11 protein-coding genes are annotated in these 12,557 nt (G+C 67.8%); 8 read left to right on the plus strand and 3 right to left on the minus strand.

Annotated features, from left to right (window positions below):
• The first annotated feature begins 860 nt into the window (after positions 1-860).
• The gene (gene cimA, locus ON45_RS11315; protein WP_040493973.1) at positions 861-2,453 is read left to right on the plus strand and encodes a citramalate synthase; all 1,593 of its coding nucleotides are present in this window, start codon (positions 861-863) and stop codon (positions 2,451-2,453) included.
• Between the two features lie 34 nt (positions 2,454-2,487).
• On the opposite strand, the gene ON45_RS11320 is transcribed toward cimA, so the two are convergent.
• Positions 2,488-3,015 carry a MarR family winged helix-turn-helix transcriptional regulator gene (locus ON45_RS11320; RefSeq protein WP_040493974.1) on the minus strand — a complete coding sequence of 176 codons (528 nt, stop codon included), beginning with the start codon at positions 3,013-3,015 and terminating at the stop codon, positions 2,488-2,490.
• Between the two features lie 50 nt (positions 3,016-3,065).
• Between ON45_RS11320 and ON45_RS11325 the strand changes: the two genes are divergently transcribed.
• Both ON45_RS11325 and ON45_RS11330 read left to right on the plus strand, forming a co-directional pair.
• Entirely contained in the window at positions 3,066-3,989 is a 924-nt protein-coding gene (locus ON45_RS11325; protein WP_051062921.1) for an EamA family transporter, read from the plus strand.
• Between the two features lie 74 nt (positions 3,990-4,063).
• Positions 4,064-4,588: a hypothetical protein gene (locus ON45_RS11330; RefSeq protein ID WP_040493975.1), complete on the plus strand. Its 525-nt coding sequence runs from the start codon at positions 4,064-4,066 to the stop codon at positions 4,586-4,588.
• Between the two features lie 20 nt (positions 4,589-4,608).
• Here ON45_RS11330 and ON45_RS11335 read toward each other — a convergent pair whose 3' ends face one another.
• Entirely contained in the window at positions 4,609-5,181 is a 573-nt protein-coding gene (locus ON45_RS11335) for a L,D-transpeptidase (protein ID WP_158412364.1), read from the minus strand.
• A gap of 70 nt (positions 5,182-5,251) precedes the next feature.
• Here ON45_RS11335 and ON45_RS11340 point away from each other — a divergent pair, with 70 nt between their 5' ends.
• Genes ON45_RS11340 through ON45_RS11350 form a run of 3 tightly spaced genes read left to right on the plus strand, consistent with a single transcriptional unit; the run spans position 5,252 to position 7,977 of the window.
• Positions 5,252-6,283 (plus strand): UDP-glucose--hexose-1-phosphate uridylyltransferase, encoded by a 1,032-nt coding sequence (locus tag ON45_RS11340; RefSeq protein WP_040493977.1) that lies wholly within the window; start codon positions 5,252-5,254, stop codon positions 6,281-6,283.
• 51 nt (positions 6,284-6,334) lie between these two features.
• Complete coding sequence (locus ON45_RS11345) at positions 6,335-7,276, plus strand: aminotransferase class IV (RefSeq protein ID WP_040493978.1); 942 nt, start codon at positions 6,335-6,337, stop codon at positions 7,274-7,276.
• A complete protein-coding gene (locus tag ON45_RS11350) occupies positions 7,273-7,977 on the plus strand; it encodes a sulfotransferase-like domain-containing protein (protein WP_040493981.1) in 705 nt (234 codons plus the stop codon). Before ON45_RS11345 ends, ON45_RS11350 begins: the two co-directional genes overlap by 4 nt.
• Positions 7,978-8,113: 136 nt before the next feature.
• Here ON45_RS11350 and hisC read toward each other — a convergent pair whose 3' ends face one another.
• Positions 8,114-9,199: a histidinol-phosphate transaminase gene (hisC, locus tag ON45_RS11355; RefSeq protein ID WP_083914812.1), complete on the minus strand. Its 1,086-nt coding sequence runs from the start codon at positions 9,197-9,199 to the stop codon at positions 8,114-8,116.
• Between the two features lie 92 nt (positions 9,200-9,291).
• Here hisC and ON45_RS11360 point away from each other — a divergent pair, with 92 nt between their 5' ends.
• Positions 9,292-11,271 (plus strand): acetoacetate--CoA ligase, encoded by a 1,980-nt coding sequence (locus ON45_RS11360; RefSeq protein ID WP_040493983.1) that lies wholly within the window; start codon positions 9,292-9,294, stop codon positions 11,269-11,271.
• Between the two features lie 21 nt (positions 11,272-11,292).
• A complete protein-coding gene (gene dinB / locus ON45_RS11365) occupies positions 11,293-12,513 on the plus strand; it encodes a DNA polymerase IV (protein ID WP_040493979.1) in 1,221 nt (406 codons plus the stop codon).
• Positions 12,514-12,557 lie beyond the last annotated feature (44 nt).

The raw sequence follows: 12,557 nt of genomic DNA on the forward strand, positions 1-12,557 counted from the left end.
GCGCACGGAGCGCCGGAACAGATCACGAGAACGCCGGTGTGGGTGGGGTGGCCGGAAAACGAGGAGAACCCCGGTCGGAGGCCGCTGACCGAGGCCAGCAGCGCCCTTCCGGGGCTCTCAGGCGGACAGATCCACCATCGGTCGATCTACGGGCGTTAGCCTTCGTCTCGACCTGTTCACATCGCCCGTCTCGCCGCCCCAAGGGGCTGCGTGGCGGGCGATGCCGCTTTTCGGACCCTGAGCGAGTCTCCCCGCCCATCGTCCGTCGCCACCGTTCACGCTGACCCGGTTCCCCGTGTCACCGAAGTGATTGGTCGAACCGAATCACCAGAAGTGGTGCCGATCGGGAGATTTCCTCCTCGAAGCCAGTTGGGGTGGCCCCGATTCGTCCGTCCCCCTCCGGTCCGAGCCTTCCCCACAGTTGCCTGTGGATCGTCCCGCACCGGCGGTTGATCTGTCCTGTGCTCCGACTCCGCTGCGCCCTCCCCGTTCCCGGCTCGGGCGTGCGCTCTTCGGAACAAGGACTACTTTGAATGATGCAAAACCCCTGGTCAAGAGGTATTTCTCAAGTCACAGGGTTCTCCACAGAACTTCTCGGTTCATCCCCAGACCGTCCCCGTTCATCCACCGTTCGTCCACCGTCCACGTGTCGCAAGTCACCGTCTGGGCACAGGATCGTCCACATCTTGCACGGGTGTGATTCGGTCGGGGCGCCGCTCGGTTGGTGTTTCCGGCGTTGAAATCGGTCACTCCGCCGACTTCACTGGACCGTTCTCCGTTCTCGTCGCGTTCGTGCTCGCCCGCCGAGCGAATCCGCGACGCGAACGGATGGCAGCACCCACGGACAGGATCCACCCACCATGCGACTCGTCGAAGTGTTCGACACCACCCTCCGCGACGGCCTCCAGGTCGAAGGCGTCACCGCAACCGTGGACGACAAGATTCGCATCGCGCAGCAACTCGACCTGCTCGGCGTGCAGTACATCGAGGGCGGATGGCCGGGCGCGAACCCGAAGGACATCGAGTTCTTCCGACGGGCCCAGAACGAACTGGACCTGACCACATCGACGCTCGTCGCGTTCGGATCGACCCGGCGGCCGCGGGGCAAGAGCGACGAGGACTCCACGCTGCGCAATCTGATCGAGGCGAACACGAGCGCCGTGTGCATCGTCGCGAAGAGCTCCGAGTACCAGGTCGTGGAAGCGCTCCAGACGACACTCGACGAGGGGGCGGCGATGATCTCCGACTCCGTCAAGTTCTTGACCGGTGAGGGCCGCCAGGTGCTCGTCGACCTCGAGCACTTCTTCGACGGGTATCGCCAGAACCCCGAGTTCTCGTTGCGGGCGATCGAGTCCGCCGTCGTCAACGGGGCGACGCACCTCGTGCTGTGCGACACGAACGGCGGAACGCTGCCCCACGAGGTCGGCCAGGTGGTCGCCGACGTCAAGTCGCACGTGGGTGACGACGCAGTGATCGGGATCCACTGCCACGACGACACGGGCTGCGCGGTCGCCAACTCCATCGCGGCTGTCGAGGCGGGCGCCGGCCATGTCCAGGGAACGCTCAACGGGCTGGGGGAGCGGACGGGCAACACCAACCTGTCGACGGTGATCCCGAACCTCCAGCTCAAGATGGGATATCAGTGTCTGCCCGAGGGCCGGATCCAGCGGCTGACGTCGGTGAGTCATCACGTTGCCGAGACGCTGAACCGGGCGGTCGACCCGCAGGCGCCGTTCGTCGGTTCGTCGGCGTTCGCGCACAAGGCGGGGCTGCACGTGTCGGCGATCGTGCGGGCGAAGGACGCCTACGAACACGTCGACCCGGAAGCGGTCGGCAACGGCACCCGCTTCGTCGTGTCGGAGATGGCCGGGCGAGCGACGATCCAGATCAAAGCCGACGAGATCGGGCTCGAGCTCGACGGTGCCGAGATCAACGAGATCATCGACGAACTCAAGCGACTCGAGCACGAGGGCTACCAGTTCGAGGCGGCCGATGCGTCGCTCGAACTCCTGATGCGCCGTGCCGCCGGCGGGGTGCCCGACTTCTTCCGGGTGGAGTCGATGCGGGTGATCACCGACGAGCTGCCCGACGGTGCGTTCAACACCGAGGCCACCGTGAAAGCCTGGGTCGGTCCCAACGGACCCGATGGGGAAGGCGCCGAGCGCCATGTGTGGGTCGCCGAGGGCAACGGCCCCGTGAACGCGATCGACACCGCGCTGCGCAAGGTGATCGGAAAGACGCTGCCGCACGTCGGCGACATCCACCTGACCGACTACAAGGTGCGCATCCTCGACGGTGGCAGCGCGACGGGTGCGACCACACGCGTGCTCCTGACGGCCACCGACGGGCAGCGCGACTGGACCACCATCGGCGTCAGCCCGAACATCATCGAAGCCTCGTGGCGGGCACTCGAGGACAGCGTCGTGTTCGGCCTGCTCCACCACCGCGATTGACGCACCCTCACTCGGGCCGGACCCGTCGAGTGATTCAGCTGCCCGACGAATCGCGGACCGTCGCGTCCAACGCGCGGAGGAGGTCGACCAGCTGCGCGCGCTGTTCGGTCGTCAACCCGTCGATGATGCGAAGTTCGTTGGCGGCGTGATCGACGAGTGCGGCGTCGACCTTTTTGCGTCCGCTCGCGGTCAGCGTGACGAGCACCTGGCGACCATCGTGGGGACTCCTCGTGCGCCGGACGAACCCCCGCTGTTCCAGGCGATCGATGCGGTTCGTCATCGCTCCTGACGTGACCATCATCGAGTCGAGCAGCTCGCCAGGCGTGAGTTGGTGCGGGTCGCCGGTTCGTCGGAGTGTCGCCAACACGTCGAACTCCCACGACTCGAGGTCGTGGGTCGCGAAGGTGGCTTCGAGCCGCGGGCGAATCGACCGCTCGAGTCGGCTGATCCGACCGATGATCGCCATTCCGGACACGTCGACGTCGGGACGCTCACGGTTCCACTGCTCGACGATCCCGTCGACCGCATCGAAGGCTGGCGCGCTGGAGGGTTCGCTCGACATGGAGAGAGTTTCTCTCGACATCGAGAGAATCGCAAGGTAGAGTTCTCTTCATGTCAAGAGAACTCTCCGACGCAGGTGCCGTTGCGAGGACGGCACTGACCCCGATGGTGTGGGGCACCACCTACGTCGTCGCCACCGAGTTCCTGCCCGCCGATCGACCGATGCTCGCAGCGACCGTCCGCGCCCTGCCCGTGGGTCTTGCGTTCGTCCTCTGGTCCCGTCGGCTGCCCACCGGATCATGGTGGTGGCGTGCCGCGCTGCTCGGCCTGCTGAACATCGGGGCGTTCTTCGCGCTGCTGTTCGTTGCCGCGTTCCGGCTTCCCGGAGGAGTGGCCGCCACGGCGGGAGCCATCCAGCCACTCGTCGCCGCCGGAATCGCCGCGGTCGTGCTCGGCGAAGCGTTCACTCGCCGAGTCGCGATCGCCGGTCTCGCCGGGGTCGTCGGAGTGGCGATGCTCGTGCTCGGACCCGACGCCGGCCTCGATCCGGTCGGCGTCGTCGCCGCCATCGCAGGGACCGTCTGCATGGCGGCCGGCGTCGTGCTCACGAAGCACTGGGGGCGCCCGGTCGACCTCCTCACCTTCACCGGTTGGCAGCTGACGATGGGTGGGGTGATGCTCGTCCCGGTGATGTTGCTCGCCGAGGGCGTTCCCCGCACGATCACGGCGACGAACACGATGGGGTTCGTGTGGCTTGCCGTCGTCGGCACCGGCCTCGCGTACGCCAACTGGTTCGGCGGGATCCAACGCCTGCCCGTGAACGTCGTCAGCTTCCTCGCCCTCCTCAGTCCGCTGGTAGCCACGGTCATCGGGTGGGTCGCGCTCGACGAGAGGCTGTCGGCGGTGCAATTCCTCGGCGCGCTGCTGGTGCTCGCCGCGGTCGTCGCACCGAACCTGCGAGGTCGGCAGCGACTGCGCGGACTCGGCCCGTCCACGATGCCGATCGATCGGAAGGCGCCGGTTCGAGTGCCCTGAACCGCGTCGTCGTCGCTGATTCGATTCGACGAATTGCGTGCGGTCCGGGCGCTGATGGTATTGACTACAGGGAGATGGCTGCTCCCAAGTTCACCCCGGTGGTCCCGACCGATGCGCCACGTGCGTACGGATCGCCGGACTTCGTCCCCGGATCATGGGCACCCGACCGACCGGGCGAGATCGTGGGCTTCCAGCCACGCGGCGTCGGCCTGGGTTCTCCCGGACCCGACCAGGGATACGCGATCAAGATCGCCAACTCGCTGAAACCCGAACTCCGCGTCGGGGAGCGGGAGAACATCGACGATGCGATCCGCGGCTGCCTCGGCGTGGCACTTCGACGAGCGTCGCTGTTCTCGCGAGCACCGGTCGTCCACGATCTGACCATCGCCTTCACCGTCTGGGGCTTTCTCGACGACGAACCGCCCGCCGAGCTGGTCGACTTCCGCGCTCCGCGGTTCGAGGGTCTCCGCCACGTGGGACACCACTACGCCGAGGCGCGACGCGTGGTCGACCAGGTCCCCGTCGAGACGCTCAAGATGACGCCGGCTCAGGTTCGCGATGCGTACCCGGGCGAGTGGCGTTCGTTGCTCGGTCTCTGACTCGTCAGGCCGTCGTCCGATCAATTCGAGATGATCACGACCGGGTCGCCGACCTGGAGGAAGTTCCACACCTGGACGGAGTCCGCCTCGCGAACGCGGAAGCAGCCGGCCGACGAGCCACGTTGATCCAGGTCGCCGACGGTCGCCGGATCCTGATCGACGACCTCGTGGAACGCGATGCGGTTGCCCCTGGCCGTGGTGTAGAACGCGACGAAACGTTCGAGTGGCTCGCCGTTGACGGCGACAGCGGTCTCGTCCCGAGCGAACACGTCGTAGGTGCCGACGGGTGGGAGGCCGTAGTTGCTCGACGCGGTCGTCATCGGGATCTCGTCGGTGACGGCCTGGCCGTCCCGACAGAGCCAGTAGCGCTGTTTCGCCTTGTCCGCGACCGCAGCCCGCGTTGATTCCGGGCATCCCTCGGGGTCGAACGTCGCAACGACGGGTGCGGCGGTGACCGACGGAGGGGCGGTCGTCGTGGGCTGGGCGGCGGATTCGGAAGGTCCCGGTGGAGCATCGTGCGCCGTATCGCTTCCTCCGCAGCTCACGCCGCCGACCGCGACCACGGCGACGAGCGTCATTCGACGACGGCACATCGTGCCATTGTGCCCGAACGGGAGACGCCATCTGTCGTCCCGGTGATGATCGCTACAGTTCAGCGGGGTCATGGCCGAACGTTTCGACTCAGCAACGCACCCGCACCGCCGCCGCAATCCGCTGACCGGCGAGTGGGTCGTGGTCTCCCCGCAGCGCACGAAACGACCGTGGCAGGGCCAGACCGACGACGGAGCCGATGCGTCCGCTCCGACCTTCGACCCGAGCTGCTACCTGTGTCCCGGAAACGTACGCGCCGGCGGCGTCACGAATCCGGACTACACGCACACCTTCGTGTTCGAGAACGACTTTGCTGCGTTGCTGCCGAGCGTTCCGGGGCTCGCGGACGGCGACGTGAACCCTGCCGTCGACGACCTGTTCGGCATGGCGCACGCCGATGGCGAGTGTCGAGTCCTCTGTTTCTCGCCCCGTCACGATCTCACGCTCGCGAAGATGTCACCGGCGGAACTCGGCGTGGTGATCGACCTGTGGCGCGATCAGTTCGAGGAGCTCGGTGAGAGCTGGGAATGGGTGCAATTGTTCGAGACACGGGGAGCGATCTCGGGCGCATCGAACCCGCATCCGCACGGCCAGATCTGGTCCTCGAACTTCCTGCCGAACGAGATCGCGACCGAGACGGCGGCACAGTCCGGCTACTGGTCGACGCATCGATCGCCGATGTTGCTCGACTATGCGGAACGTGAGGTGGCGGTCCGTGACCGAGTCGTGGCGGTGAACGAGCAATGGGTCGCAGTGGTGCCCTACTGGGCGTATTGGCCGTACGAGACGCTCGTGCTCCCGCGCCGGCCGTTGTCGTCGTTCGCCGACGTGGACGACGGTGATTCCGAGGCGCTCGCCGACGTGCTCGGACAGATGCTCCGCGCCTTCGACCGGCTCTTCGGCGTCCCGTTCCCGTACTGCTCCGGGTGGCACGGAACGCCGCGCTCCGGCGGCGACGGACCGCAACTGCACGCGCACTACTACCCGCCGCTGTTGCGGTCCGCCGACATCGCCAAGATTCCCGCGAGTTACGAACTGCTCGCGAACCTCCAACGCGACCTGACACCCGAGTCCGCCGCCGCCGACCTCCGCGCCGTCCTGTAGAAAACGTGGATTGGTGCCAGTCGCCGATGCACATTTTGGGATGATGCGGCGATGGCCCACGGCACCCACGACTACGACATCGACCCGCGCAACGAGTCGATCGTCATCGGCATCAACGACGAACTGCTCCCGCGCGAGCGGGCGATGGTGTCGGTCTTCGACAGCGGATTCATGCTCGGCGACGGGGTCTGGGAGGGCATCCGGGTGCACCACGGAAAGCCGGCCTTCCTCGACGACCACCTCCGCCGCCTGTACGAAGGCGCGAAGGGGATCGACATGGACATCGGCCGGACGCCCGACGAGTTGGCCCAGCTGATCCAAGCGACCCTCGACGCGAACGCGATGGGCCCCGACACCGACGGCGTCCACATTCGCCTCATGATCACGCGCGGCGTCAAATCGACGCCGTACCAGGACCCGCGCTTCACGATCACGCCGCCGACGATCGTGGTCATCCCCGAGTACAAGACCGCGCGGCCCGAGACGCTCACCCAGGGGGTGCGCCTGTACACGGTGTCGATTCGGCGTGGACGGCCCGACGTGCAGGACCCGAAATGGAACTCGCACTCGAAGTTGAACTGCATCTCGGCGTGCATCCAGGCCGCGAAGGCGGGTGCCGACGAGGCGTTGATGCTCGATCCGCAGGGTTTCGTCGCAACGTGCAATTCGACGCACTTCTTCATCGTCCGCCATCCCGATGGACCCGATGGTGCGCCCGAGGTGTGGACGTCGACCGGTGACTACTGCATCCCGGGGATCACCCGTCGAAACGTGTTGCGCCTGTGCGGCGAGCACGGGATCACGGCGCGGGAGAAGAACTTCAGCGTGACCGAGTGCTACGGCGCCACCGAGGCGTTCGTGACCGGGACGTTCGCCGGCATCGCGCCGGTCACGGAGATCGACGGCCGCACCGTCGGAACCGGGGAGCGTGGTCCCGTGGTCGAGCAGCTCCAGCAGCACTACGTCGCCCTCCTCGATCGCGAGTGCCGATGACCCGGATCGCGATGTGGTCGGGGCCGCGCAACCTGTCGACCGCGATGATGCGCAGCTGGGAGAACCGGGCCGACACCGAGGTGATGGACGAGCCGTTGTACGCCGCGTATCTGCAGGCGACCGGACTCGACCATCCCGCTCGCGACGAGATCCTCGCGACCCTCCCGACCGACGGGGACGAGGCGATCGCGGCATGCCTGGCTGCGCCGCTGCACGCGGAGATCAGCTACCAGAAACACATGGCGCATCACCTGTACCCCGGCCTCGATCGATCGTGGATCGGAGAGTTCCGGAACTGTCTGCTGCTCCGCGACCCGCGACGGGTGCTGGCGAGCTACACACAGGTGCGCGGCGACGTCACCCTCGACGACATCGGGATCCCCCAGCAGGTCGAGCTCGCCGAGCACTGCGACGTGGTGGTCGACTCGGCCGACTTCCTCACCGACCCCCGTGCCTACCAGGTCGAGATCTGTCGCCGATTCGACGTTCCGTTCGACGAGGCGATGATGTCGTGGCCCCCCGGTCGGCGCGACAGCGATGGTGTGTGGGCGCCGCACTGGTACTCGTCGGTCGAGGCATCCACCGGGTTCGGACCCGCGCCAGCTGCCGACGCGCCGTCGCTGGCGGACGACCTCGTCGACATCGCCACCGAGGCGATGGAGATCTACGAGACCCTCCGCCACGACCGGCTGGTGATCTGAGTCCGGGGACTTCGTTGCGAGCAGAAGCCCTACGCGAGGTGTACGGAGGCCGCGTGATCGAGATCGAGGACGGTGCGATGACCGCCGCTGACGATCATCACCACTGAGGTGTCGGCACTCGTGCGGTCCATCGGCGTCACGTCTCCTCGGCGGCGGCCTCGACCAGCGCGGTGAGGAACCGATCGTTGGCTGCCTGGTCCGACACGGTGACGCGTATCCCGACGTCGTCGAACACGCGGGTGACCACGCCACGACGCTCGAGCGCGAGCCCGAGGTCGGCCGAGCGCTCCATCAGCGGCAACCACACGAAGTTGCCCTGCGGCTCCGGAACGTCCCAGCCGGCGGAGCGAAGTGCAGCCGCGACCCGGGACCGTTCGGCGACGACACCGGCGACCCGTTCGCGCATCTCGTCCTCGGCGGCGAGACTCGCTCGCGCCGCTGCTTGCGCCAGCGCGTTGACGGCGAACGGCACGAGCGTGCGGTCGATCATGCCGATCACGTCGGGCTGGCCGAGCGCATAGCCGACGCGGAGGCCCGCGAGACCATGTGCCTTGCTGAACGTGCGGGTGATGACGAGATTCGGGTACTCGGCGAGCAGGCGGGTGGAGTCGGTGACGCGTTCGTCGGTCACGAACTCGTCGTACGCCTCGTCGAGCACGACGATGCACGTCGCCGGAACCGCGTCGAGGAACGTCACGATCTCGTCGGTCCCGACGACGGTGCCGGTCGGATTGTTCGGGTTCGTGATGAAGGCGACCTTCGTTCGATCGGTGACCGCTTCGGCGAGGGCCGGGAGGTCGAAGGTCTCGTCCCGCAGGGGCACCCGGACCTGTTCCGCCTCCACCAGCTGGGCGAACAGCGGGTAGGCCTCGAACGATGGCCAGCACATCGCGACCTCGTCGCCCGGTTCGACGAAGCCGAGCAGGATCTGTTGGAGGATCCCGGCCGACCCGGCGCCGACGGTGACCTGGTCGACCCGGATGCCGAGATGCCGGGCGAGGTCGGCACGCAGCTCGGCCGCTCCGTGGTCGGGGTACAGATTGGCCTCCTCCGCGATCAGGGCGATCGCCTCCGCGACGGACGGCAGCGGCCCGAACGGGGCTTCGTTGGAAGCGAGCTTGATCGCGTCGGCGACACCGTGGTCGGCTTCGGCGGCCGCTGCGGATCGTCCGGGCTTGTACGCCGGCAGGGCGGCGATGGAGGGTCGTGGTCGTCCGGTCACCGGACGAGTCTGGCACCATTGCGTGGGTGACGGACAGTGCCGAGCCAGACGCACCGGGTCAGAGTCGTGCGGAGGTCCCGTCGGACCATCGGGTGATCTGGGAGCCCGCGGCCGATGCGTGGCACCAGAGCCGGCTGGGTGACTTCGCCCGTCACGTCGGGTCGACCGGCGGCCCGACGCTGACCGACTACGAGGAGACGCTGCGCTGGTCATTCGAGCAGCCCGGGGCGTTCTGGCGCTCCGTCGCCGACTGGACGGGCGTGCGGTTCCACTCACCGCCGAGCGAGACCCGCGCGTCGTCCGAGATGCCGGGCACCCGGTGGTTTCCCGGCGCGACACTCAACCACGCCGAACTGGCCCTGCGTCAGGCATCGCTGACCCCCGACGAGACCGCCATCGTGTCGGTCAGCCAGTCCCGTGCCCGCGTCGTACTCTCGTGGGCGGAACTCACCGACCAGGTCGCGCGGTGTCGGATGGGGTTGGTCGAACGCGGTGTCGGGCGGGGCGACCGCGTCGTCGCCTACCTGCCGAACATCGCCGAGACCACCGTGGCGTTCCTCGCGGTCGCGAGCCTCGGTGCGATCTGGTCGTCGTGCGCCCCCGAGTTCGGTGTGCGCGCCGTGACCGATCGGTGGACCCAGGTCGAACCGACGCTGCTGTTGACCGTCGATGGCTACTGGTACGGATCGAAGCACATCGACCGGTCGTCGCACGTGGCACAGATCCTCGACGCGCTGCCGTCGCTCGAACACGTCGTCCGGTTGCCGTACCTCGATCCCGACGGCGACGACGGGTGGTCGACGCTGCTCGACCATGATCCGGGCGCGGCGGCTGCGGCCATGGCGTTCGAGTCGGTGCCGTTCGACCACCCGCTCTACGTGCTGTTCTCGTCGGGGACGACAGGCCTGCCGAAGCCGATCGTCCACGGCCACGGCGGGATCACGCTCGAACACGCGAAGGCCCTCGCGTTGCACTACGACCTCGGTCCCGGCGACCGATTCACCTGGTTCACCACGACCGGCTGGATGATGTGGAACTTCCTCACGTCGGCAGCGCTGGTGGGGGCGACCGCGGTGCTGTTCGACGGCGATCCGGGCGCGCCGGACCTGAGCACGCTCTGGCGGCTCGCGGCGGACGAGGAGGTCGACGTCGTCGGCGTGAGCGCACCGTTCGTGATGGCGTGTCGCAAGGCTGATCTCCATCCGGGAGCCGAGTTCGACCTCTCGCACCTCCGGCATCTCGGCTCGACCGGCGCACCGCTTCCGGCCGAGGGCTTCGAATGGATCCACGACGAGGTCGGTGCCGATGTGCAGATCGGATCGCTCAGCGGCGGGACCGATGTCTGTACCGGCTTCGTCGGGCCGGCCCCGACGGTCCCCGTGCGGGTGGGCGAGATCTCCACACGGATGCTGGGATGCGACGTCCAAGCCTTCCGTCCGGACGGCTCGCGATGTGCGCCGGGGGAGACGGGAGAGCTGGTGATCACGCAGCCGATGCCGTCGATGCCGGTCGGTTTCTGGGGCGACGACGACGGTTCGCGGCTGCGCTCGGCCTACTTCGAGGACTTCGACGGGGTCTGGACGCACGGTGACTGGATCACGTTCACCGACACCGGCGGATGCATCATCACGGGCCGGTCGGATGCGACGCTCAATCGTGGGGGCGTCCGGCTCGGGACGAGCGACTTCTACACGGTGGTCGAATCGCTTCCCGACGTGGCGGACAGCATCGTGGTCCATCTCGAGGATCGCGAGGGCGGCCCCGGGGAGCTGATCCTGCTGCTCGCGCTCGTCGACGGCGCGGAGCTGTCGAACGAGTTGATCGGCGAGATCCGGCGTCAGCTGCGCACCGAGCTGTCACCCCGCCATGTTCCCGACACGATCGACCAGATCCCGACGGTGCCGCGCACGCTGTCCGGCAAGAAGCTGGAGGTCCCGGTGAAGGCGATGTTGCTCGGTACCCCGGCCGCCGACGCTGCGTCCCGTGACTCCCTTGCCGACCCCGCCGCGCTCGACGCCATCACCGCCTGGATCGGGCAGCGTGCCACCTCCGGGGGCAGACACCAGCGGTAGCACCTTGCTGATTCGGCGCCCATGTGCGAACGTGTGTTCGTGAAACCAACGGCGTCGATCCTGCATGCGGATCTCGACTCGTTCTACGCGTCGGTCGAGCAGCGGGATGACCCGAGCCTGCGAGGCAAGCCGGTCGTTGCGGGCGGCGGAGTCGTGCTCGCCGCGAGCTACGAGGCGAAGCGGTACGGCGTCCGCACGGCGATGCCCGAGCACAAGGCGCGGCGATTGTGTCCGGACCTGATCGTCGTTCCCGCGCGGTTCGACGCGTACTCCCAGGCCAGCAAGGACGTCTTCGAGATCTTCCACGACACGTCTCCGCTGGTCGAGGGCATCTCGATCGACGAGGCGTTCCTCGACGTCACCGGACTCCGCACGATCTCCGGCACCCCGGTCGAGATCGCATCGAAACTCCGGGCTGACGTCCGCGACAAGATCGGCTTGCCGATCACGGTGGGTGTGGCGCGCACCAAGTTCCTCGCCAAGGTGGCGAGCGGGGTCGGCAAACCCGACGGACTGCTGTTGGTCGAACCCGAGGGGGAGCTCGACTTTCTCCACCCGCTGCCGGTCGACAAGCTGTGGGGTGTGGGTGCGATCACCGCCGCGAAGCTGGACGCGCGCGGCATCCGCACCGTCGGTGAGGTCGCCGCGATGGACCTCGCGGTACTCACCACGATCGTCGGCGTGGCCTCGGGCCGACAGCTGCACGCGCTCGCCCACAACGTCGATGCGCGGCGAGTGGAGACGGGCAGGCGTCGCGGTTCGATCGGGTCGCAACAGGCGCTCGGCCGGCGGCCGCGGACTCGCGACGAGATCGCCGTCGTCCTGCTCCGCCTGGTCGATCGGGTGACCCGGCGGATGCGCCGCGCCGACCGGGCGGGTCGCACCGTCACCTTGCGCTTCCGGTTTGCCGACTTCACCCGGGCGACGCGTGCGTCGTCGTTGCCCCAGCCGACGTCGGCGACGACACCGCTGCTCGCGACCGCACGAGCCGTTCTCGACCAGTCCTGGGAGATGATCGACGAGCGCGGCGGGCTGACCCTGATCGGGCTGTCGATCGGGAATCTGGTCGACGTTCGCGACGGTGTCGGGATCCAGCTGTCGCTGCCGTTCGAACGTTCGCAATCCGACGTACTCGACACCGCGCTCGACGCGGTGCGTGATCGTTTCGGCGCGGCGAGCCTCACCCGCGCCGCCACCGTCGGAAGCAACGCCGACTTCGGCGTCCCCATGCTCCCCGACTGACCCGATGCACAGGTCGGTGCCATCGGGTGTCAGACACCGGATGG

It is taken from the genome of Ilumatobacter nonamiensis YM16-303, from assembly GCF_000350145.1.
GTDB classification, from domain to species: Bacteria; Actinomycetota; Acidimicrobiia; order Acidimicrobiales; family Ilumatobacteraceae; genus Ilumatobacter_A; species Ilumatobacter_A nonamiensis.

Bases quoted from the DNA above. Each gene is read 5' to 3' on its own strand.
- cimA (WP_040493973.1), top strand. From the start codon at position 861: ATGCGACTCGTCGAAGTGTTCGACACCACCCTCCGCGACGGCCTCCAG.
- ON45_RS11320 (WP_040493974.1), bottom strand. From the start codon at position 3,015: ATGTCGAGCGAACCCTCCAGCGCGCCAGCCTTCGATGCGGTCGACGGG.
- ON45_RS11325 (WP_051062921.1), top strand. From the start codon at position 3,066: ATGTCAAGAGAACTCTCCGACGCAGGTGCCGTTGCGAGGACGGCACTG.
- ON45_RS11330 (WP_040493975.1), top strand. From the start codon at position 4,064: ATGGCTGCTCCCAAGTTCACCCCGGTGGTCCCGACCGATGCGCCACGT.
- ON45_RS11335 (WP_158412364.1), bottom strand. From the start codon at position 5,181: ATGTGCCGTCGTCGAATGACGCTCGTCGCCGTGGTCGCGGTCGGCGGC.
- ON45_RS11340 (WP_040493977.1), top strand. From the start codon at position 5,252: ATGGCCGAACGTTTCGACTCAGCAACGCACCCGCACCGCCGCCGCAAT.
- ON45_RS11345 (WP_040493978.1), top strand. From the start codon at position 6,335: ATGGCCCACGGCACCCACGACTACGACATCGACCCGCGCAACGAGTCG.
- ON45_RS11350 (WP_040493981.1), top strand. From the start codon at position 7,273: ATGACCCGGATCGCGATGTGGTCGGGGCCGCGCAACCTGTCGACCGCG.
- dinB (WP_040493979.1), top strand. From the start codon at position 11,293: ATGTGCGAACGTGTGTTCGTGAAACCAACGGCGTCGATCCTGCATGCG.